The following is a 19,746-nucleotide window of genomic DNA, read 5'->3' on the forward strand; positions in this document are numbered from 1 at the left end:
TTTCCATCATCGCAAGCCGGGACATGGGGTACCGGCAAGGGTAAAGGAGCCCGCAATGAACAAGCTCAGCAAACTCAGCATCCTAGGCTACGGGGCTGGCGACGCCGCCAACAACCTTGCCTTCACTACTGCCACCATGTTCCTGCTCGTCTACTACACCGACGTCGCGGGCATATCTGCGGCGGCCGCCGGGACCCTGTTGCTCACTGTCAGGATCTTCGACGCTTTCGCCGATGTCTTTGCCGGACGGTTGGTTGACCGCGCCTACAGCAAGCGCTTCGGAAAATTCCGCCCATTCATCATGTTCGGCTCCATCCCGTTGCTGCTCCTGAGTGTCGCGGCCTTCTCCATTCCGCAGATCGGCGAAACGGGGATGTTGCTCTATGCCTACGTGACATACGCGGCCTTGGGCCTGGCCTACTCGCTGGTCAATATCCCGTACGGTTCGCTCGCAGGTGCGATGACCCAAGAACCGGGCGAGCGCGCCAAGCTGGGTTCCGCCCGCATGGTCGGCGCCCTGTTGGTAAGTTCCGCGTTGGGCATCTTCGTAGCTCCGCTGATCAAGCCCGGCGCCAACCTGCAGTCCACGTTCACCATCATCACCCTGGTCTTCGTCGTGATCGGCGCAGCGCTGTACTTCTTCACGTTCCTGACCGCCAAGGAACGTGTCCACCGGGCGGTGCCGAAGGTGTCCTTCAAGCAAAGTATGGCGACGCTCAAGACCAACCGTCCCTTGCTCATGCTGTGCCTAAGCTCCTTCCTCTTCCTGACCGGCTACATGGCCCTGTCTTCCGTGCAGCTGTACTACTTGCGCGACGTCCTCGGCCGGCTGGATCTCTACGCAGTCCTCTCCATCGTTCAATTGGCGGTGACCTTTGCCCTCACTCCGCTCATGCCGAGATTGGTCCGAAGCTTCGGCAAGAAAACCATCTACGTGGCCGCCGGGTTCCTCGCCATCATCGGCGGCGCAATCGTCTTCTTCGCTCCGGCCTCCATGGTCTGGATCGGGTTCTCCGGTCTGCTCCTGAGCATGCTTGGTGTCATGGCCGTCAACATCGTGGTGTGGGCCCTGGAAGCAGACACCGTGGAATACGGCGAATGGAAGACCGGTGTCCGGACTGAAGGCATCACGTACGCCCTGTTCTCCTTCACCCGCAAGACGGGCCAGGCCGTCGGCGGTGCCCTTGCCGCATACGCGCTCGCGGCCGGCGGCTACAAGTCCGGTCCTACGCACACCGCCGAATCCCTGCAGGCTATCCAGTTTGCCGCAGGCGCGCTGCCCGCCATCATGACCATCCTCGCAATCGTCGTCATGGCCAAGTACAAGCTGACCGATGCGTTCCATGCCCAAATCCTGGGCGAAATCAAGGCCCGTCGGGCCCTGGAAACATCCGGCGCGGAGCCGTCGGGTGGGGGACGTGCCGTCTCGACTCCCGGAGTGCGGACCGCGTCGGAAGCCGCCTTGGAAGCCGCTGCAGAAACCGCCGGACCGCGAAACATCTCGACGAAATAATACTGCAACCGGTTGCCAATAATTGTCATTCGTCCTAAGATCGTCTTTACCCGCCCTGTGGTGCACGTCGCATCCGGGCCACGCCAGCCCTCGATCAGCAACCCTGAAAGGACCAGCTGTGAAAATCATTGCCGCTGAAGTCTTCGTGACCAGCCCCACCCGGAACTTCGTGACTTTGCGGATCACCACCGAGGACGGCGTGACCGGCATCGGAGATGCGACGCTGAACGGCCGTGAACTCGCCGTGGCCGCGTACTTGAAGGAGCACGTCGCGCAGCTGCTCATCGGCAAGGACCCGCACCGGATCGAGGACACCTGGCAGTTCCTGTACCGCTCGGCGTACTGGCGCCGCGGTCCGGTGACCATGGCCGCGATCGCCGCCGTCGACATGGCCCTGTGGGACATCAAGGGCAAGGTGGCAGGGTTGCCGGTCTACCAGCTCCTGGGCGGGGCCTCCCGCAACGGGCTCCGCGCGTACGGCCACGCTTCGGGCGCGGACATTCCCTCCTTGTTCGACTCGGTCCGGGAGCACTTGGAGCTCGGTTACAAGTCGATCCGTATTCAGACTGCCATCCCGGGCATCAAGGCCGTCTACGGGGTGGCCGCGCAGGCGCAGGCCTCGGGCGAGCGCTACGACTACGAGCCTGCCGGCCGCGGTGCGTTTCCGCAGGAAGAGGACTGGGACACCCGGGCCTACCTGCGCCACCTGCCCACTGTCTTCGAGGCGGTGCGCAACGAATTCGGCCCGGAAATCCCGTTGCTGCACGATGGCCACCACCGCATGACTCCCATCCAGGCAGCCAAGCTCGGCAAGGCGCTGGAACCGTATGACCTGTTCTGGCTCGAAGACTGCACTCCGGCCGAAAACCAGGAAGGGCTGCGCCTGGTCCGCCAGCACACCACCACGCCGCTGGCCATCGGTGAAATCTTCAACACGGTCTATGACTTCCAGACCCTCATCAAGGAACAGCTCATCGACTATGTCCGTGCCGCGTCCACGCACTTCGGCGGGATCTCGCCGCTGAAGAAGGTCATGGACTTCGCCGCGCAGTACCAGATCAAGTCCGGCTTCCACGGCCCCACCGACATATCCCCTGTCGGTTTCGCCGCGCAGCTGCACGTGGGCCTGGCCATCCACAACTACGGCATCCAGGAGTACATGCAGCACTCGGACAAGACCAACACGGTCTTCGAACAGTCCATGACCTTCACCGACGGCTACCTGCACCCGGGCGACAAGCCGGGCCTCGGCGTCGAATTCAACGAAGAAGCCGCCAACTCCTTCCCGTATCAGCAGGCCTACCTGCCGTACAACCGCCTCGTCGACGGCACCGTCCATGACTGGTAGGAACATCGGCTCGGCCGGCGATCTCGGCGCAGCCGCCGAAAAGCCGCGGCGCATTGTGGTGATGGGCGTCTCCGGTTGCGGCAAGACAACCATCGGGGACCTCGTGGCCAGGGCGCTGGGAGTTCCGTTCCTCGACGGCGATTCGCTCCACCCGGTGGAAAACGTCGCCAAAATGGCTGCCGGAACCCCGCTGACTGACGAAGACCGCTGGCCGTGGCTTGCGACGGTCGGCACGGAACTCGCCAACGCCGGGGACGGCGGGCTGGTCCTTGCTTGCTCCGCCCTCCGGCGCAGCTACCGTGACGCCATTCGTGAGAAAGCCCCGGACACCGTCTTCCTGCACCTGCACGGCAGCAAAGAGGTGCTGAGGGAAAGGACAGAAGGGCGTTCCGGCCACTTCATGCCGGCTGCCCTCCTTGATTCGCAGCTCGCCACCCTGGAACCGCTCGACGCCGACGAGGCCGGGTTCGTCGTGGACATCGCCGCCCCGGTAAGCGAGGTGGTCGCGGAAGCGCTGGCCGGGATTGCCGCAGTCGCAGGTTCCAAAGCTCCGGCCGGCAGCCGCCCCGCGGGTGCCGCGGGCACCCAAGCGCGCCAGTTCGACGTCGACCTGCAGTCGGCGCCGTTCAACCTCGACGACGACGCCGTTGCGTGGGTGGACTCCACCATCCGCGGCATGAGCCTCGAGGAAAAAATCGGGCAGCTCTTCATCAACCACAACAACGATTACTCGCCCGAGTACCTCGACGGCGTGCTGGAGAACTATCACGTTGGCGGGATGCGGTACAGGCCGGGTCCGTCCGCGGCTGTCCAGCAACACATCCGTTACGCCCAGTCCAAAACGCGTATCCCGCTTCTGGTGGCCTCCAACCCGGAAATGGGAGGAGCCGGAAGCTGCGACGACGGAACTTTTGTGTCGACCCACCTGCAGGCCGGTTCGCACCCGGATAAGTCCATCGCCAGGAAAATGGGCCAGGTGGCGGGCGTTGAAACCGCGGCATTGGGCTGCAACTGGGCCTTCGCGCCGATCGTGGACATCCACTACAACTGGCGCAATACAGTCATTTCCACCCGGGCCTTCGGCAACACACCGGAAATCGTGGTGGAGCGCGCCAAGGAGTACTTCGACGGCATCAGCGAATCGCCCACCGTCTGTGCCATCAAGCACTTCCCGGGGGACGGCGTGGACGAACGGGACCAGCACGTGGTCACTTCGTACAACACGCTCGGGTATGCGGAATGGAATTCCAGCTACGGACATGTGTACCGGGAAATGATCGGCCACGGGGTCCAATCCATCATGGTCGGACACATCGGGGCGCCTGAGCTCACACGGCATTTTCGTCCGGGGACGGAGGACAGGGACATCCTGCCCGCCACCCTCGCTCCGGAGCTTCTCCAGGACTTGCTCCGTGGCGAGCTCGCCTTCAACGGCCTTATTCTCACCGATGCATCGCAAATGGTCGGCCTCACCCAGGCCAAGAAGCGCAAAGACCTCGTTCCAGCCACCATCGCCGCCGGCTGCGACATGTTCCTGTTCTTCCGCAACCCGGCGGAGGACTTCCAGTACATGATGGACGGCTACAAATCCGGCGTGATCACCGATCAGCGCCTGCATGACGCACTGCGCCGGATTCTGGGATTGAAGGCCTGCCTCGGGCTGCACAAGAAACGGCCGGAAGAATTGACGCCGTCGGCCGAGGCATTGCGGCTGATCGGCAGCGAGGCGCACCTCGCCGTCGCCGCCGAAATCGCCGACAAGACCGTCACCCTGATCAAGGACACCGCCGGCAATCTGCCCATCACACCGGAAACCCATAAGCGCATTCGCCTCTATGGCATCTCCGGCGGTTCCGATTTCACCCGGGCGGACCCGCTGGCCTACCTGGATACGGTCAAGGAGGAACTTGAAACCGCCGGGTTCGAGGTCCACCTCTTCAAGACCGCGGAACAGCGCGAAGCTGCGGGGGAGTCGGGCGTGAACTTCATGAGCGTCATCTCGGACGAAGCCACCGGCGATTATGCGGAAAAGTATGATGCCGCGTTCGTCTTCGCTTGCGTGTTGGGCTTCGCCCAAGAGGCCGCGATCCGCATCAAGTGGTCCAGCCCCATGGCGGCGGAAATCCCTTGGTACGTCACGGAAGTCCCCACGGTGTTCGTCTCGCTGAACCAGCCGAACCACTTGATCGATGTGCCGATGGTCAAGACGGCCATCAATGCCCATGCAGGGACTCGCGAGGCCATCCGGGCCACCATCCAGAAAATCCAGGGCAAGTCCGAGTTCCACGGAACGTTCAACGAGAACGTGTTCTGCGATTCGTTCGACACCCGGCTTTAGGTGGTGGCGGCCCCTTCCCAGCGGCACGGGAAGCGGCCGCCGCACGCCCGGTGCCCCGCAAGGACGGGTTAAGGAGCTCGAATCTCCTGACCTCCATATTGTCGATGCCTCGCAGTAGTATTCGGGCATGCCTGACCAGCCCGAATATCCCGCGCCGTTGAATTCAGTCGGTGCCCCGCCTCCGCGCCAAACGGAACCACTGTCAACCGTTTCGAGGGTGCCCGTTATCGCCAAGCTCGTTTGGCCGAAGTACCTTCAATATGTTCCGGCCATGGTCACCCGGACCTCGGAGGGCAAAGTCCTCGTGCAGTGGTGGCCGAATCCCTTTGGATCGGCCACCAGATTGACGTGGCTAAAGGATACGGACGTGAGGGCCGAACTGCGCTACGAACGTTGAGTCAGGCGGCCGGATTCGCGACGTCCACCAACTTGGTGTTGTCCTCAACGAGTTCCACGGGCCTCGTCGTCCATGACGACGCCAAGCCATACGCATCGCCCAGCACGGCGTCCAGCAGGGCCTGGCCCCTGGTTTCCTTGGGGTCGATCCAATCGTCGATCATGTCTGCAGAGATCGGAACCGGGATCCGGTCATGCAGATTGTGCAATCTCTCATGAACGCCTTCCGGAGGGGAATCCATGGTCAGGATCGAGCAGGACAAACGCCAGGCGCCGGGCGCTGACTTGTCCTCGATGCTCTCGTCACGCCATGGCGCAAACAATCCGGCAAAGGTAATCAGCTCATCCTGGGGTTCAACGATGTAGCGCTGCTTGGGATCCTTGCGGCCGGGCCCCGATTTCTTCCACTCGTAGTAGGCGGAAGCCGGAACGACGGCCCGCCATTTGGGTAGGGAAGCCCTGAACACCGGGACTGCCCCGGCGGTTTCCGAGCGCGCATTCCAGGTGGGCACCTTCGAATCGAAAGACTTGGAGAAGGTTGGAACCAAACCCCACCGCCCGGCCGCGAGCTCCCGTTCGACTGAACCGTTTCCAGCCCGTCCCCGCAGAAAGATCACGGGGTCGGTCGGGTTGATCTGGAGCGTTGGCGAAGGGTAGTCGGTATCACCGCGCAGCACGGCACCGAGCTTCCTCGAGAGATAGTCTGCTTCGAACCCGACACTGAACCGACCGCACATATCGACATTCTCGCCTAGCGCTTGGGACAACGCCAGCCGAACGAGCCCATACTGAAGCAAGATGCAAGAGCCCGCATCCTGACCACCCGGACATCTGGAGGGCCCCATGAGCAATCCCCGTGGCGAGGAAACGCCGCTGGCCAAGGGCCGCCCCGCCCGCTTGAGCGGACCGGTGCTGGCAGGTGTCCTCCCACATCAGCCTGGCGCTGTGGTTGAGAAAGCCGCGGAAGTTGCGCTGAGTGCGGGATTGGAATTGGTCCTGGCCTTCGCCGATGTCACCAACTTCCCGGCGGCAGGGGACCGGGACGGGCATCTGGCGGCCCAACCGATCGACCCGGACGGAATCGACGACGACGCCGCGGCCATCTCGGAGTCGCTGCGATCCCGCATCGCGGATCAACTTGACGGAACGGGTGTGCGGTGGACCTTTGTGACGCTCGCCGGCGAGCCTGCCCGTTCACTGGGCCGTTATGCGGCGGGTATCAACGCTTCCATGATCGTCGTAGGAACCAAGGAACATGGCCTCGGCCCGAGGTTTGAAGGACTGCTCACCGGATCGGTAGCCTTGCATCTGGCACATCGCCAAAACTGCCCCGTGCTCATGGTTCCCTTGGGCCGTCACGACCCAAGCAGGGATCAATGAAGGAAAGCAGTACCGCCCCGCCGGGAGCCAAATCCCAGACGGCACCACCTGACCGGCACCCGCACCGCCCGCTTCATCTGCACGGGCGGTTCGTTCTGCTCGTCGCCGCCGGCGGAAGCCTGGGGGCTTTGAGCCGCTACGGGTTCGGCATCGCTCTTCCGGCGCCAAACGCGTGGCCGCTGCCCACCCTGCTTATCAATCTGTCCGGCGCGCTCGCGCTTGGCTGGCTCCTCGAAGCACTCTCACGGAGCGGGCCCGACGCCGGCCTCCGCCGGATTGCCCGCTTGGGCATAGGAAGCGGCTTCCTCGGGGCCTACACCACCTACAGCACCCTGGCGCTGGACTCTGTGCAGCTCTTCGGAGCAGGACGCGCGATGGATGCTATCTGGTACCTGGCAGCCAGCCTGCTAGGCGGTGCCGCGGCCACAATCGTGGGGATTTGGCTAGGGGCGCTCCGCCACAAGTCCGCCCAAAAGGGGCAGAAGGGCCGGCCATGACCCTCCTTCTCATAGCGCTCGCGGGGGGCGCAGGGGCGGCAGCCCGATTCGTAGTCGATGGAGTGGTCCGGTCCTGGGCCCGGACGGCGCTGCCGCTGGGCACTATCTTCATCAACACCTCCGGTTCGCTGCTCATGGGGATCCTGGCGGGACTGGTCATGGCACACCAGGCTCCCGAATCCCTTCAGTTGATTCTCGGCACAGGATTCCTCGGCGGATACACGACCTTCAGCACGGCGAGCTTGGAGACCGTCAGGCTTGTCCAGAGCGGCCGGACCGGACTTGCCCTCCTCAACGGAGTGGGCACTATGGCGGCTTGCGTCGCAGCTGCGGCAGCCGGCGTCGGGCTGGTCCTGTTGTTCTGAGGCGCTGTCCGCAGCTTGTTCTGAGGCGCTGTCCGCAGCCAAATCCCAAAGGTAGGATCGGGCGCATGGCAAAGAAGACATTCAATGAGCTCCTGGCTGCCCAGGTAGGAAACGAGTTTGCCGCGTCCCAGCAGTACATCGCGGTGGCGGTGTACTTTGATGCCCAGGATCTACCGCAGCTGGCGGCACACTTCTACAGGCAGTCATTGGAAGAACGCAACCACGCCATGATGATGGTCCGGTACATGTTGGACCGCAATCAGCCGGTCGAGATTCCAGGAGTTCCGGCCGTCCGAAACGACTTTGCCGACGTACGGGAACCGATTGCCTTGGCGCTGGCCCAGGAAAAGGAAGTCACCCGCAACATTGAGGAACTCTTCCGGGCAGCGAGGGAACAAAGTGATCCCCTCGGCGAGCAATTCATGTTGTGGTTCCTGAAGGAGCAGGTCGAAGAAGTGGCCTCGATGACCACTTTGTTGAATGTTGCTGAGCGTGCGGAGAACCTCTTCGACCTCGAGAACTATGTCGCCCGGGAACAAGTCGGCGACAGCGGGAACGACACCGGCGCGCCGCCCACGGCAGGTGGGGCGATCTAGCTCCCGACCCGCCGCAGATGTGCTGCTCAGGCTTTGGGAGTGGTTTTTTCGCCTGCGAGGGACGCTGTGAGTCCGGCGAGCAGGATGCTGATGCCCTGGTCCAGTTCGGCCGCGCCATCGTAGTCCGCGAGCACCGGGCCAAGGGCGCGGAGGCGGGGAAATTCCTTCGCAGGCAGGCGGTGCAGGCCAAGGCGGAGCAGCGCTTCGTTTTCGTCCGGATCCACCACGAATTCCTGCAGTTCATTGAGGATGTGGCCGTACAGGAACCCGTAGTAAGCCCGGTAGACGTGCAGCGCGTCGGCCGGGGCGAACCCGGCGTCGATCAGCAACGAGAGGATCTGTTCAAGCGGGCGCAGCGTGCCCAGCGGGCGCAGGCCCAAGGGCGTCGAGAGCGGGCGGGTCACGAGCAGCGGCACCACGTTCGGGTGCCGTAGCGCCAACAGACGCAAGTCATGGGCTATCTGCCGCAGCTGTGCCTGCCAATCCGGGCGGTCCGGAAAGATGGAAAGCTCCTTCAGGACCAACTCCGTCACGCCGTCCAGGAGCGCGGCCCGATTGGCGGCGTACCGGTAGAGACTCATCGGATCCCGGCCGAGTTCCTGCCCAAGGCGCCGCATGGTGAGCGCGTCCAGTCCTTCCGCGTCCACCAATGCCAAGGCGGTGGAGAGCACGAGGTCGCGGCTGAGCTTGGGTTTCTCCCCGGGGGCTTTATCGCCGGCAGTCGAAGAATTGATCGGAGTCTTTCGGGGCGGCACGGGTTTCCATCCTGATCTGATCGCGTTTCGCGTGTTCTTGGGGAAGAAAGAAGCTTGATTACTTTGTAGTCTACGCGTAAAGTCTACATCGTAGACAAGATTTCTACGCAGGTTTAACGAGGCGGACTTCAGCGCACGGCCACCGGCCGTCGCACCCCTTGGAAAGCCGTGACTGCGCACAACGCACAGACCGCCCGAGCCGCAGAGTTCCACAGAAACCGGGTGACCGCCCCGGTGCCGCGTGCACGCATTGGGGCTCAGCTGCTATAGCCACATGGCAGCACACACAATGCACCCGCAACAAAGGGCCCCCATGGCTAATGCACTTAGTATCCACTTCGACAAATTCCTTGAAGAAGCCACCATCCACACGAACGAACGGTCCGACTCGACTCTCGGACGGGATTGCTTTTACGGCCTGTACACCAGTTGGAGTTGGCTGCAGCAGTCCGTGCCGCAGCCGGAGAGCTCTTTTTGGGCGGCGATGAAGGCCAGGGGCATTGATCCTGCCGGCAACGGTTTGGCCATGACGGGCCCGGCCGCTGCCGACTACATTCTGGCAAGCTGCCCGGCCCTGGCCTGATCCGATGAGCACCATCTCAAGCACCTACCTCCCCCTGGATGCCCACCAGCCCCGGGGCAAGCAGCCCTGGTGCGTGACATGCGACACCGACGTGCACCTCGTTGTGGACTCCATCACCATGATGGACCGCCGCAGCGAAACCCTCGCCGCTGCCTTCAACTGCGCCAAATGCGGCGGCGCGCGCGTCCTGTCCACCACGGCGGCCTTCGTCGCCGCGGTCCTGGCCCGGTCGACAGCCAATACTGACGTCCTCCATCTGGGCGCCGAGTACATCCACTGCGGGGAGCCCATGACCCCGAGCGATCCGGACCGGAGAAGCTCGCTCACGCCGGTCTCCACCCAGTCGCGGCCAACGGACCTCCTCGGGAACTACCTCCGCATCCGGGTACTGCGTTGCCGGTGCGGCTTCCAAATGGAAAAGCCGCGCTAGCTGACCCGCTTACCTCAATTAGTAAGTATACTTAGTAACGAATGCCCTAGGGCGTCGGCCCGGGCACGCAAACAAACAAGGGAGACTCACATGTTGCTTTGGATAGCCATCATTATTGCCGTTCTCTGGCTTCTCGGCCTTATCGGCGGCATCGGCGGCGGGCTCATCCACCTGCTTTTGGTTGTCGCTGTCGTCGTTCTGATCTTCCACTTCATCCGCGGCAGGTCACGCGTGTAGGGTCCGACTGCTACGCCGCCACCTCCTGGGCTTAGGTTCCGGAGGAGGCGGATTCCAGGGCAGCTGATCGCCGGGAACCGGCGATCAGCTGCCCCCGGTCTCTATCTCTTCAAAAGGTTCCGAGGCTTCCACCCGGCCCAGGAGCGACAGGCGGCTCGCGATTCGCGCCAGATCAACCCGCCGGGCACCGATCGGCCGGCCCGGGTCCGGGGCCAGGTCACCGGCCAGCTCCCAGTCCAAGGGCCCGTGTCCCACCAGGAACAGCGTGATGCCCTGGTCGTACAAGACATCCACCACGTTGCTGAACCGTTGCCAGGCCGGTGCGGACCCGGCAGCCGACTCGATCGTTGGCGAGGGTACGCCGTCGATCACCCAGGTCCCGTAGTCCTCGGCCAAAGCCAAGTAGTCCGCCGTCGACATGAGGCCGCCGCACAGTTCCGCGAAACCGACCCAGAGCATGTCGTCAGCCATTTTGACGGTGAGCCGTTGCGTCGTAGGGGTGAGGATCCGCTCTTGTGACTTCACCGGCTGGAACAAACCGAAGGCCCCGAGTTGCGCCGGCGACCCGGGAGTGATGATCTTGCCCCTGCTGAAGCCCTCCTGTCCGGGAGCCACTAGAGCCAGCTCTTCCGCTTGAAGATGACGTACATGATGAAGCCCGCGGCAAGCATCATTCCCAGCGCCATGGGATAGCCGAATGGCCAATGGAGTTCAGGCATGACGTCGAAGTTCATGCCGTAGAGCCCGGTAACGAAGGCTGGTGCAAAGAAAATCGCGGCCCACGAGGAGATCTTCTTGGTCTGTTCGTTTTGTGCCGCGCTCGCCTCGTTTTGCCGGTTCGCGGTCAGGGTCCCGTCGAGGGTCAAGGCGTTTTGGAGCAGCTCGCGGAACCCATTGGCGCGGGAGATTACTTGTTCGACGTGGTCCTCCACGTCCCGGAGCATGCGCTGCAGCTCGATGTCGACTCCGTATTTCACGAACCCGCGCTTCAGCGAGGCCATCATGTCCGGGAGCGGGTTGATTGCGCGCTGGAACTGGATGACCTCGCGGGCAAGTTCATAAATGCGCCGCGAAACCAGGGGATCGCCGCCGAATAGCTGGTCCTCGATCTCGTCGATGTCGTTTTCCAGCCCCGAGATCACCGGGCCGTAGTCGTCCACCACCCGGTCCAACAATGCGTACAGGACGGCTTCGGGACCATGGCGCAGCAGTTCCGGTTGTTTTTCCAGGTCGCGACGGACCTGGGCCACCCCGGGCGTTTCCGCGTGCCGGACCGTGACTACGAAGTTCTTCCCCGTGAAGATGTGAAGCTCACCGAACTCCACGGTCTCTGTAGCGTCTACGTATCGCGCAGGCCGGAGGACTGTGAAGAGGTTGTTGTCGTAGCGTTCCAGCTTGGGCCGCTGGTGGGCGTTGACGGCGTCCTCGACTGCGAGCAGGTGGAGGCCGAATTCGGCAGCAACTGCCGCCATTTCCGTCTCGTCCGGCCGGTACAGTCCAATCCACACCATCCCGCCGTGGGCGGCCAGCGTTTCGACGCTTTGCTCGAGGCTTCCAGGGGTGGCGGTCCGGATACCGTTCACATAGACGGCATTGTCAATGATGGTCACGAGGCTATTCTCCTCCCGTTACTGCAACGCTCCGATGATTGACCCGGCGACAGTCATGGCCACGATGTCATGCCCGGAGTCGATGAGGGTCACGGCGGACGGCCTGCCCGCGAAGCCGTTGTGGATGACGTGGCCGCCGACGCGGAAGACAACCGCAATCACTAGCGCAAAGAAACCCGCGGCCAGGCTGCCCTGCACGCCCAGCTTCCCGATGAGGACGGCCAGAACGATGCTCGTGAGTGCTGCGGCCACCATCATGGGGACCCAGATCCCTGCGCCGCCGTCGATCTTCTTGAGGTCTTCCTCGGTCTTGCCAATGGCTTCCATCCATCGTCTGCCGAGGACGGCGGGCATGTACCAGACAAATCCGATCACCATGCTGGAAACGAACGCCAGGAGTATGGCCAGCCAGTTGAGGTGCTGAAGAGAAGAGAGCCAATCCATGCTGGAATCCTAGTCGGCTTCCCTGACCGGCGAATCAGTGGAAAGCTGCGTTTTGACCCGTTTCGTGGCGCCAGCGGTCTCGGCGGCGTCGGCGAGCCTGCCGATGAGCGGCTCTGTCCGGTAGGGGATATGGGTGTGCAGGGCAAGGACCGTCTCCGTGCGGATGACGCCTTTGGTTCTGAGGATGGAGCGAAGCGCGGTTTGCAGGTTGTGCGTGTCGGTGGCCACCACCCGGCATAAGAGATCTCCCCTCCCTGAAATTTCATGCACCTCAAGGACCTGCGGGATGCGGCGCAGGGCTCCGATCACGCCGTCCAGTTCGCGGTGGGTCACCTCCAGCGTCACGAAGCCGACGACGTCGTAACCCACCTTTTCGAGGTCGACCTCGCGGCCGCCGTCGTTCAGTACGCCCGAGCGGACCAGCCGGCGCATCCTCGATTGGGCGGTGTTGCGCGCAATCCCCAGGGACTCGCTGAGTTCGCCGATCTGGACCCTGGGATCACGGATCAACTCGAGCAAGATCTTCAGGTCCGTCGGATCGAGGGTATTCAAATCGTCACTCCGGCTCATTTGTGGTCATCAGTGGACCTCAATTTTGACTATTCTGATCAATTCTTTCACGGACATCTGATCTATCCAGCAGGCCTGCGGCATCCTATTGCCATCAATATTTTGGGCCGTCCAGTCCCGGCCCACAAGGCCCGGTACCGTGATGGCCGCTGAGGCGAAGGCACGGAAATGACTGTCATTAGCGAACTGCGCATGCGCCAGGCCACCGCCGCGCGCCGGGGCTGGGATGCTTCCACCACGGCGCGGCTGGTCCTGGCCGGCGCCGTCATGTTCACGCTGCTGGTCGGTGCCAACCTGGCGAGCCCGCTGTATCCGCTTCTGCAGGCAGAACTGGGAATCACTTCACTGGGTGTGACCATTGCTTTTGCAAGCTACGTCCTGGCACTCGTGGCTGTGCTGATGCTCGCAGGGCACTGGTCGGACCATATCGGCAGACGTGCGGCCCTGGTGCTGGCTGTCCTCGTTGGCTTGGCGGGCGGCCTGGTTTTCGCCAACGCTGACAACCTCTTGATGCTCTCGGCCGGCCGGATGCTCCAGGGCGTCGCCGTGGGCCTTGCAACCGGAGCGAGTTCGGCGGCGCTGCGTGAATTGCTTCCGTCCCGGCCCGAGTGGGCTTCCCGTTTCACTTTATTGTCGTCCTCCGGAGGGGTCGCCGCCGGTCCCGCCATCGGTGGACTGCTTTCGCTGCTCCCGGGTGCCACGTCAACACCGTTCTTCATTCACGCGGCCGTCCTGCTCCTATTGCTGGTCCCGCTGTGGCTTCTCAAAGCACGCCCGGCGATCCGGCCTGCCGGAGGACCTCGCCCCTACACGGTGCTCGCCCCACGCCGGCCCTCCGTATCGCGGGAAGCCAGGGGAGCGTTTTGGCTCGCCTCAAGCGTGGGATTCCTCAGCTTTGCCGTGTTCGGATTCTGCCTTTCGCTCGCGCCCGGCTACTTCGCGGTCGTCGTGCACGCCGATTCCCGCCCCATGGCCGGTCTGCTCGCCGGACTGACGCTCGGGGCGTCCGCGCTTAGCCAATTGCTGAGCGTCCGAGGCCGTTTCGCCGTGCCCGCCGGACTGGCGGTCCTGGCGGTTTCCATTGTGCTGGTCGGCGCTGCGGCGTCCCTTTCCAGTCCGGTGCTGCTGGTGGCAGCGAGCCTGTCCGCAGGGGTAGGGCAGGGGATTGCCTTCCGGCTGGTGTTCAATGATGTTGCCAGCAAGGTTGAAGCGTCCCGGCATGCCCAGATCATCAGCACCGTCTACGTCATCACCTACCTTGGCAGCGCCGTGCCGGTCATCGGGTTGGGACTGGCTGCCTCGGTCATCGGGCTGGGCGCCGCTGCCAGCTATTTCACTGTGGTGTGCGGGCTGGCCGCAACGGTACTCGCCGGCGGATCCTTCCGCGGGGTGCTCCGCAAGGGCTGACCGGCGGCCCGTTTGAGGAGCCCGCGTTCGCAAAGATTCATTTGCAAAGAAACTCTTGCAAAGGTTTCTTTGCAAGAGTAGCGTTTCCGGCATGGACACGCTTCAAGAGCCGGAATTCCCCGTCCGGAAGGTCGATACGGCATCCCTCAAAGCGCTCGCGCACCCTCTGCGCGTCCAGATCCTCGAGATGCTGTCCCGTTACGGGCCGCAGACCGCCTGCAGCCTGGCCGAATTGCTCGATGAATCCAGCGGTGCCACGAGCTACCACCTGCGGCAACTTGCCAAGTTCGACTTCGTCCAGGAGGTCCAGGGCAAGGGGACGGCGCGGGAGCGGTGGTGGGAGCGGCCCAGGGGAGCAATCCAGATCACTTCGCCCGAGTTGGCACATTCACCGGCAACGCAGGAGGCATCGCGGCTGGTAACCCGCGAGTTCGAACGCAGCAGGCAGGCTGTCCTCGCCGACTTCATGGCACACGGCATGGACTCCTTGGACGAAGACTGGCTCGACGCAGCCATCGTCAACACGGCCAATGCCCGGATGTCGGCCGAGCAGCTGGGCCGCTATGCCCGCTCCGTCGAAGCCTTCGCCCGCAATCTTCTGGAGGAGATCCGGAGCGAACCCGAGGCGGACGGTGCCCGTCCCGTGCAGATCCATTTCAACGCCTTCCCGATCCTGGGCGTTCCGGCGTGGGCCGGAGACAAGAAATCCCGCGACGCCAAGTCGTACGCAGCAGCCACCGAAGGGAAAGAGTCATGAGCACTGCCACCGCACCATGCGGCACCTACCGCCGGCCCTCCATGCTGGAGTCGGCAGCCGCCGGAATCGGAACCAGCCTGGTTTCGTGGGCCGAGCGCAGGCGCTACACGCCTCCGGTCGACCCGGCCATGCAGCGGGCCGCCCTCACGCGCCGGCAGGAACTCGGTGACTTGCGTCAGGACGCCATTGGGGCCTCACACTCGGGCTTCGAGCCGCGCCACTGAGCTGAGTCGAATCGCCCGCTAGTCAACCGCTATTCCGGCAGCGGCCCGTGGTTGCCCTGGATGTGGGCGAAGACCAAAGTGGTCTCGGTGTGGCCCACCACGGGATCCGTAGCGAGGTTGTCCAGGACCCAGTCGCGGAGGTCGTCGGTGTTGGCTACGGCGATGTGCAGCAGGTAGTCCACGGAGCCCGAAGTGTGGAACGTGGAGATGACCGCAGGGAGGGCGGGAACCCGGGCGGTGAACCGGTCGATCTGGTCGCGGTCATGGGCGCGCAGGCGCACGGCGATGAGGGCCTGGACCGAGCGGCCGATTGCCGGGAGGCTGAGGACGGCTTCAAAACCCTCGATAATGCCGCGTTCGGAAAGTGACCGCGTCCGCATGAGCGCCGTTGACGGCGCGATTCCGACGAGTTCGGCCAGCTGCTTGTTGGAGATCCGGGCGTCCTCAACCAAAGCCGCAAGGATGCGTTCGTCGATCGCATCCAAGGGCTCGCTGATGCCGACGGGCCGAACGTTCTTCGGGGTGGTGGTCACGGATCCTCCTGAAAGTGCTGTCTATTCATCATAGATGCCAGTTTCCACTCAATCCATTCATTTGCACTGTAAATCTCCGAATTATTGCCAGATACTAACCGAATTCAACGGTGAATAATTCAAGGAGAGCAGTGACAGCCATAGACACACTCGCAGTCCACGCCGGCCGGACAGGACTCACGGAGCAAGGCGTGCACGCCGTTCCCATCGACCTGTCAACCACTGCGCCGTTGCCTTCTGTTCACGACGGCGGCCTCGCCTACGAGCAGATGGCCACCGGCGGCGTGCCCTTCGACGGTCAGAGCACGGTGTACCAGCGTCTCTGGAATCCTACGGTAGCCAGGTTCGAAGACGGCGTAGCTGCGCTCGAAGGTGCAGCGCAAGCCGTCGGATTTGCCTCAGGGATGGCCGCCTTCAGCGCCGTGCTGCTCGCGTCCCAATCAGAAGGCAAGACGCACGTGGTGGCGGTGCGGCCACTCTACGGCGGCACGGACCACGTTCTGGCCAGCGGCCTGCTTGGCAACCAGGTCACCTTCGTCCAGGCGGACGCCGTCCGGAATGCCCTTCGCCCGGATACCGGCCTGGTGGTAGTGGAAACCCCCGCGAACCCGAGCCTTGACCTCGTGGACCTTGACCGCCTCGTGGCCGACGCCGGAGACGTCCCGGTTCTCGCGGACAACACTTTTGCCACGCCGATCCTCCAGCGGCCACTCAAGCACGGCGTTGCGATGGTGCTCCACAGCGCCACGAAATTCCTGGGCGGCCACGGCGATGCCATGGGCGGCGTGGTGGCAACAAGCGAGGAGTGGGCCACGCGGCTGCGCCGGGTCCGTGCCGTGACCGGAGGGATCCTGACTCCGTGGCCCGCCTACCTGTTGCACCGGGGCCTGGCCACCCTCCCGATCCGGGTACGGGCCCAACAGGACCACGCCCACAAGATCGCCGCAGCGCTCGCAGGCCACGAACTCGTCGCCAAGGTGTACTACCCGGGGCTTCCCGAGTGCGACCCCTTGCACTTGGTAGGTACACAGATGAGCGGTCCGGGCTCGTTGGTCTCTTTCGACCTTGAATCGGCCGAGCATGCAGAGCGAATTCCCGGCGCGGTCCGCCTCATCACGCACGCAGTGTCCCTGGGCGGAATCGACACACTGATCCAACACCCGGCCGGATTGACCCACCGCCCGGTGGCCCCGGAGGCCAAGCCCCAGGCGCGCATGCTCAGGCTTTCCATCGGTTTGGAAGACCCGGCCGACATCATCGATGACCTGGTCCAGGCTATCGAGTCCACCGTTGAACTCAATTCGGGAACGTGAATCTTGGTTACCTAAGGCAATCTGCTGGTTACCTTAGGTCGTCCGACATACCATAAAGGTGCTGGGATTGTCAATTTCCAATGGTGAATCGGATGACTCAAGGAGGCACTCGGAATGAGTGATGTCAGTCCACTAAGGAATGCAGTCCGCAAAGGGAGCGGCCTCAAGCAACTGGGTGGTACGTGGGGTGAACTCCTTGCCGAGTTCCTCGGCACATTTGTGCTGATCTCCTTCGGCGACGGGGTTGTGGCGATGGCGGTTGCCGCCTTGCCCGGCTCGGGACGGGCCGCGACGTCGACCACGATCTTCATGGCCGCCGGCGACTGGTTGTTGATCACGTGGGGATGGGCCATAGCGGTGATGCTGGCAATCTACGTCGGCGGAGGGGTCAGCGGGGCGCACATCAATCCGGCAGTGACACTGGCCTTCGCGGTCCGGCGGAAGTTTCCGTGGAAAAAGGTAGGCCCGTACATCCTTGCCCAGATTGTTGGCGCCTTCGCCGGCGCCGCGCTGGTGTACCTGCTCTATCACGATGCCATCGACGCCTATAACAAGGCTGTCGGCACCGGGCGCGCAGATCCCAAGGGGCTGGCGACATATTCCATTTTCGCCACCTTCCCGGCACCGTACTTCAACGGAAATCCCGTGGGTCCACTGGTCGACCAGATTGTCGGCACGGCTTTCCTCGTCTTGTTCGTCGTGGCCATCATCGACATGCGCAACACGGCCGTACAGGCGAACCTGGGCCCGTTCATGATCGGGCTCGCCGTGGCGGCGATCGGCATGTCCGTGGGCGCGAACGCCGGATACGCCATCAACCCAGCCCGTGACTTCGGACCGCGGTTGTTTGCATGGCTCGCGGGATGGGGGCAGACGGCGCTGCCGGGAACAGTTGACGGAGCGTTCAGCTGGTATTTCTGGATCCCGATCGTCGGCCCCCTCGTCGGCGGAGTGATCGGTGTGCTGATCTACGACTGGTTCATCGGGGACGTGCTCCATGCGCGCACCCTGTTGGCAGAACCCACGCTTCCGGGACGGGCCGGCGCCGAGATCCCTCCGGTGTCCGAACCGAAACGGGCAGCCTAAAATAGCCCGATCCTGGGCCTGATCTGCCGTGCTGTGCGGCGAACGCACGGTCACACGGAGGAGCCGACGACGGCGACCTGGCGCGCCGGGGATCGGTGCACGACGGCGGTGATCACCGCCGTCGTGCACCCGAGCGCGATGACCGTCCAGGCGAGTGCGCTCCAGCCGAAAGCCTGGAAGGCGAGTCCGCCGGCCCAGCCAATACTGCTGGAACCCAGGTAGTAGGAAAGGTTGTACAACGACGCTGCTTGCGCGCGGCCGACCGTCGCGATAGTCCCGGTCCAGCCGGCTCCGATGCTGTGCGCCGCGAAGAAGCCTCCGGTGAAGACAACCAAGCCTGCCAAAACCGCGGCGATGTTGTCCCACAGGGTGAGTCCAAGGCCGGCCGTCATGGTCGCGATTCCGGCGAGCATGACCGTGCGGCGGCCGAAGCGCATGGACAGTCCGGCTCCCCAGCGGGAACTCACGGTTCCGGACAAATACGCCAGGAAAATGAGGCTGACCACGGTGGCGGGCAGTCCGAAGGGCGCGGCATGGAGGCGGAATCCGAGGTAGTTGTAGACGGCCACGAAACCACCCATCAACAGGAACGCTTGAACGTAGAGGGCCAGCAGCCGAGGATTCGAAGAATGGGCCGCCAACGTCTTCACGGCCCCGCGGAAACCTCCAGCGGAACTCGGTGTGAAGCGGCGCGGCTTCGGGACCAGCAACAGGAACAGGGCTGCCGATGCCGTCGCAAGGACGGAAACGGCGAAGGCCGCGGCCCGCCAACCCCACAATTCGCCGATGGGTCCCGCGAGCAGACGGCCGGCGAGTCCGCCGAGGGTTGTGCCTGCCACGTAGCTGCCGGCGGCCAGCGCGGCGTGCACTTTGTTGACTTCTTCATTCAAGTACGCGATGGCGATCGCCGGAATACCGCCCAGGGCCATGCCCTCCAGTGCCCTCAGGGCGAGAACGAGCGGAAAGGTGGGGGCCAGGGGGACGAGCAGGCCCAGGACCGTGGCTGCCGCGATTCCGATGGCCATCGCACGCACGCGGCCGATCTTGTCGGCGACGAAGGACCAAGGCAACACTGTTGCCGCCAGGCCTACCGTGGCCAGGGAAATGGTGAGCGCTGCCTCTGCCGCCGTGATGTGCAGCTCGTTCGCCATGAGTGGCAAGACGGCTTGGGTGGAGTACAGCTGCGCGAAGGTGGCCACTCCGGCGAGGGCCAGGCCGGCGAGGATCCGCCGGTAGGCAGTGGAGCCCTTCAGGTGGCCTTCCCAATCGGACTCTGCGGGGCTCGTGGATGCTGCGCTTGTACTCACCTTTCCACAGTAGGGCGATCCGAAGTGATGATTCCAATGCATGATTCACTTAAGATT

24 protein-coding genes are annotated in these 19,746 nt (G+C 63.5%); 16 read left to right on the plus strand and 8 right to left on the minus strand.

Features of this window, described 5'->3' with window-relative positions:
• The first annotated feature begins 55 nt into the window (after positions 1 to 55).
• From uidB to AB0O52_RS02290, 4 genes are all read left to right on the plus strand, one after another.
• Positions 56 to 1,513, plus strand: coding sequence for a glucuronide transporter (uidB, locus tag AB0O52_RS02275; protein WP_364532788.1), 1,458 nt, complete (start codon positions 56 to 58; stop codon positions 1,511 to 1,513).
• A gap of 118 nt (positions 1,514 to 1,631) precedes the next feature.
• Entirely contained in the window at positions 1,632 to 2,861 is a 1,230-nt protein-coding gene (gene manD / locus AB0O52_RS02280; RefSeq protein WP_306863514.1) for a D-mannonate dehydratase ManD, read from the plus strand.
• Positions 2,851 to 5,199, plus strand: a complete 2,349-nt coding sequence (locus AB0O52_RS02285) for a gluconokinase, GntK/IdnK-type (RefSeq protein ID WP_364532791.1) — start codon at positions 2,851 to 2,853, stop codon at positions 5,197 to 5,199. Before manD ends, AB0O52_RS02285 begins: the two co-directional genes overlap by 11 nt.
• Positions 5,200 to 5,326: 127 nt before the next feature.
• Positions 5,327 to 5,596, plus strand: coding sequence for a hypothetical protein (locus AB0O52_RS02290; protein ID WP_139359719.1), 270 nt, complete (start codon positions 5,327 to 5,329; stop codon positions 5,594 to 5,596).
• Position 5,597: 1 nt separating this feature from the next.
• Here the strand turns inward: AB0O52_RS02290 and AB0O52_RS02295 are convergent, their stop codons facing one another.
• Positions 5,598 to 6,332: an SOS response-associated peptidase gene (locus tag AB0O52_RS02295; RefSeq protein ID WP_364532796.1), complete on the minus strand. Its 735-nt coding sequence runs from the start codon at positions 6,330 to 6,332 to the stop codon at positions 5,598 to 5,600.
• Between the two features lie 106 nt (positions 6,333 to 6,438).
• Between AB0O52_RS02295 and AB0O52_RS02300 the strand changes: the two genes are divergently transcribed.
• The 4 genes from AB0O52_RS02300 to AB0O52_RS02315 all read left to right on the plus strand — a co-directional run bounded on the left by AB0O52_RS02300 (position 6,439) and on the right by AB0O52_RS02315 (position 8,433).
• Positions 6,439 to 6,975: a universal stress protein gene (locus tag AB0O52_RS02300; RefSeq protein WP_364532799.1), complete on the plus strand. Its 537-nt coding sequence runs from the start codon at positions 6,439 to 6,441 to the stop codon at positions 6,973 to 6,975.
• Positions 6,972 to 7,472: a CrcB family protein gene (locus tag AB0O52_RS02305; RefSeq protein WP_364532802.1), complete on the plus strand. Its 501-nt coding sequence runs from the start codon at positions 6,972 to 6,974 to the stop codon at positions 7,470 to 7,472. Before AB0O52_RS02300 ends, AB0O52_RS02305 begins: the two co-directional genes overlap by 4 nt.
• Positions 7,469 to 7,837 (plus strand): fluoride efflux transporter CrcB, encoded by a 369-nt coding sequence (gene crcB / locus AB0O52_RS02310; RefSeq protein ID WP_364532805.1) that lies wholly within the window; start codon positions 7,469 to 7,471, stop codon positions 7,835 to 7,837. Before AB0O52_RS02305 ends, crcB begins: the two co-directional genes overlap by 4 nt.
• 65 nt (positions 7,838 to 7,902) lie before the next feature.
• Positions 7,903 to 8,433, plus strand: coding sequence for a ferritin (locus AB0O52_RS02315; protein ID WP_364532808.1), 531 nt, complete (start codon positions 7,903 to 7,905; stop codon positions 8,431 to 8,433).
• 26 nt (positions 8,434 to 8,459) lie between these two features.
• Here the strand turns inward: AB0O52_RS02315 and AB0O52_RS02320 are convergent, their stop codons facing one another.
• The gene (locus tag AB0O52_RS02320; RefSeq protein ID WP_364533764.1) at positions 8,460 to 9,167 is read right to left on the minus strand and encodes a TetR/AcrR family transcriptional regulator C-terminal domain-containing protein; all 708 of its coding nucleotides are present in this window, start codon (positions 9,165 to 9,167) and stop codon (positions 8,460 to 8,462) included.
• Positions 9,168 to 9,501: 334 nt separating this feature from the next.
• Between AB0O52_RS02320 and AB0O52_RS02325 the strand changes: the two genes are divergently transcribed.
• The 3 genes from AB0O52_RS02325 (at position 9,502) to AB0O52_RS02335 (ending at position 10,438) form a co-directional block, all read left to right on the plus strand.
• A complete protein-coding gene (locus AB0O52_RS02325; RefSeq protein WP_364532811.1) occupies positions 9,502 to 9,771 on the plus strand; it encodes a hypothetical protein in 270 nt (89 codons plus the stop codon).
• 4 nt (positions 9,772 to 9,775) lie between these two features.
• Entirely contained in the window at positions 9,776 to 10,201 is a 426-nt protein-coding gene (locus AB0O52_RS02330) for a hypothetical protein (protein WP_364532814.1), read from the plus strand.
• Positions 10,202 to 10,291: 90 nt separating this feature from the next.
• A complete protein-coding gene (locus AB0O52_RS02335) occupies positions 10,292 to 10,438 on the plus strand; it encodes a lmo0937 family membrane protein (protein WP_364532817.1) in 147 nt (48 codons plus the stop codon).
• 84 nt (positions 10,439 to 10,522) lie between these two features.
• Here AB0O52_RS02335 and zapE read toward each other — a convergent pair whose 3' ends face one another.
• Genes zapE through AB0O52_RS02355 form a run of 4 tightly spaced genes read right to left on the minus strand, consistent with a single transcriptional unit; the run spans position 10,523 to position 13,062 of the window.
• On the minus strand, positions 10,523 to 11,053 hold the full coding sequence (zapE, locus tag AB0O52_RS02340) for an AFG1/ZapE family ATPase (RefSeq protein ID WP_364532820.1): 531 nt from the start codon (positions 11,051 to 11,053) through the stop codon (positions 10,523 to 10,525).
• Entirely contained in the window at positions 11,053 to 12,048 is a 996-nt protein-coding gene (gene corA / locus AB0O52_RS02345; protein WP_364532823.1) for a magnesium/cobalt transporter CorA, read from the minus strand. The genes zapE and corA overlap by 1 nt, the downstream gene beginning before the upstream one ends.
• A gap of 18 nt (positions 12,049 to 12,066) precedes the next feature.
• A complete protein-coding gene (locus tag AB0O52_RS02350) occupies positions 12,067 to 12,492 on the minus strand; it encodes a DUF1761 domain-containing protein (protein ID WP_364532826.1) in 426 nt (141 codons plus the stop codon).
• Positions 12,493 to 12,501: 9 nt separating this feature from the next.
• The gene (locus AB0O52_RS02355; protein WP_364532829.1) at positions 12,502 to 13,062 is read right to left on the minus strand and encodes an Lrp/AsnC family transcriptional regulator; all 561 of its coding nucleotides are present in this window, start codon (positions 13,060 to 13,062) and stop codon (positions 12,502 to 12,504) included.
• 168 nt (positions 13,063 to 13,230) lie between these two features.
• Here AB0O52_RS02355 and AB0O52_RS02360 point away from each other — a divergent pair, with 168 nt between their 5' ends.
• From AB0O52_RS02360 to AB0O52_RS02370, 3 genes are all read left to right on the plus strand, one after another.
• Positions 13,231 to 14,469, plus strand: a complete 1,239-nt coding sequence (locus AB0O52_RS02360; protein WP_364532832.1) for an MFS transporter — start codon at positions 13,231 to 13,233, stop codon at positions 14,467 to 14,469.
• A 91-nt stretch (positions 14,470 to 14,560) separates the two neighbouring features.
• Positions 14,561 to 15,226 carry a winged helix-turn-helix domain-containing protein gene (locus AB0O52_RS02365; RefSeq protein WP_364532835.1) on the plus strand — a complete coding sequence of 222 codons (666 nt, stop codon included), beginning with the start codon at positions 14,561 to 14,563 and terminating at the stop codon, positions 15,224 to 15,226.
• Positions 15,223 to 15,450, plus strand: a complete 228-nt coding sequence (locus tag AB0O52_RS02370; protein WP_364532837.1) for a 2-nitropropane dioxygenase — start codon at positions 15,223 to 15,225, stop codon at positions 15,448 to 15,450. The genes AB0O52_RS02365 and AB0O52_RS02370 overlap by 4 nt, the downstream gene beginning before the upstream one ends.
• A 29-nt stretch (positions 15,451 to 15,479) precedes the next feature.
• On the opposite strand, the gene AB0O52_RS02375 is transcribed toward AB0O52_RS02370, so the two are convergent.
• A complete protein-coding gene (locus tag AB0O52_RS02375; protein ID WP_364532840.1) occupies positions 15,480 to 15,983 on the minus strand; it encodes an Lrp/AsnC family transcriptional regulator in 504 nt (167 codons plus the stop codon).
• Between the two features lie 131 nt (positions 15,984 to 16,114).
• Here AB0O52_RS02375 and AB0O52_RS02380 point away from each other — a divergent pair, with 131 nt between their 5' ends.
• Positions 16,115 to 17,296, plus strand: coding sequence for a PLP-dependent aspartate aminotransferase family protein (locus AB0O52_RS02380; RefSeq protein WP_364532842.1), 1,182 nt, complete (start codon positions 16,115 to 16,117; stop codon positions 17,294 to 17,296).
• Positions 17,297 to 17,410: 114 nt separating this feature from the next.
• On the plus strand, positions 17,411 to 18,382 hold the full coding sequence (locus AB0O52_RS02385; protein ID WP_364532845.1) for an MIP/aquaporin family protein: 972 nt from the start codon (positions 17,411 to 17,413) through the stop codon (positions 18,380 to 18,382).
• 50 nt (positions 18,383 to 18,432) lie between these two features.
• Here the strand turns inward: AB0O52_RS02385 and AB0O52_RS02390 are convergent, their stop codons facing one another.
• Positions 18,433 to 19,689, minus strand: coding sequence for an MFS transporter (locus AB0O52_RS02390; protein ID WP_364532848.1), 1,257 nt, complete (start codon positions 19,687 to 19,689; stop codon positions 18,433 to 18,435).
• Positions 19,690 to 19,746 lie beyond the last annotated feature (57 nt).

It is taken from the genome of Arthrobacter sp. NPDC080073 (assembly GCF_040686575.1).
Taxonomy (GTDB): domain Bacteria; phylum Actinomycetota; class Actinomycetes; order Actinomycetales; family Micrococcaceae; genus Arthrobacter.

Coding starts and splice junctions, on each gene's coding strand:
- AB0O52_RS02285 (WP_364532791.1), top strand. CDS start 2,851: ATGACTGGTAGGAACATCGGCTCGGCCGGCGATCTCGGCGCAGCCGCC.
- AB0O52_RS02330 (WP_364532814.1), top strand. CDS start 9,776: ATGAGCACCATCTCAAGCACCTACCTCCCCCTGGATGCCCACCAGCCC.
- crcB (WP_364532805.1), top strand. CDS start 7,469: ATGACCCTCCTTCTCATAGCGCTCGCGGGGGGCGCAGGGGCGGCAGCC.
- AB0O52_RS02300 (WP_364532799.1), top strand. CDS start 6,439: ATGAGCAATCCCCGTGGCGAGGAAACGCCGCTGGCCAAGGGCCGCCCC.
- AB0O52_RS02295 (WP_364532796.1), bottom strand. CDS start 6,332: ATGTGCGGTCGGTTCAGTGTCGGGTTCGAAGCAGACTATCTCTCGAGG.
- AB0O52_RS02355 (WP_364532829.1), bottom strand. CDS start 13,062: ATGAGCCGGAGTGACGATTTGAATACCCTCGATCCGACGGACCTGAAG.
- AB0O52_RS02350 (WP_364532826.1), bottom strand. CDS start 12,492: ATGGATTGGCTCTCTTCTCTTCAGCACCTCAACTGGCTGGCCATACTC.
- AB0O52_RS02305 (WP_364532802.1), top strand. CDS start 6,972: ATGAAGGAAAGCAGTACCGCCCCGCCGGGAGCCAAATCCCAGACGGCA.
- AB0O52_RS02290 (WP_139359719.1), top strand. CDS start 5,327: ATGCCTGACCAGCCCGAATATCCCGCGCCGTTGAATTCAGTCGGTGCC.
- AB0O52_RS02360 (WP_364532832.1), top strand. CDS start 13,231: ATGACTGTCATTAGCGAACTGCGCATGCGCCAGGCCACCGCCGCGCGC.
- AB0O52_RS02365 (WP_364532835.1), top strand. CDS start 14,561: ATGGACACGCTTCAAGAGCCGGAATTCCCCGTCCGGAAGGTCGATACG.
- AB0O52_RS02385 (WP_364532845.1), top strand. CDS start 17,411: ATGAGTGATGTCAGTCCACTAAGGAATGCAGTCCGCAAAGGGAGCGGC.
- AB0O52_RS02315 (WP_364532808.1), top strand. CDS start 7,903: ATGGCAAAGAAGACATTCAATGAGCTCCTGGCTGCCCAGGTAGGAAAC.
- AB0O52_RS02335 (WP_364532817.1), top strand. CDS start 10,292: ATGTTGCTTTGGATAGCCATCATTATTGCCGTTCTCTGGCTTCTCGGC.
- AB0O52_RS02325 (WP_364532811.1), top strand. CDS start 9,502: ATGGCTAATGCACTTAGTATCCACTTCGACAAATTCCTTGAAGAAGCC.
- uidB (WP_364532788.1), top strand. CDS start 56: ATGAACAAGCTCAGCAAACTCAGCATCCTAGGCTACGGGGCTGGCGAC.
- AB0O52_RS02370 (WP_364532837.1), top strand. CDS start 15,223: ATGAGCACTGCCACCGCACCATGCGGCACCTACCGCCGGCCCTCCATG.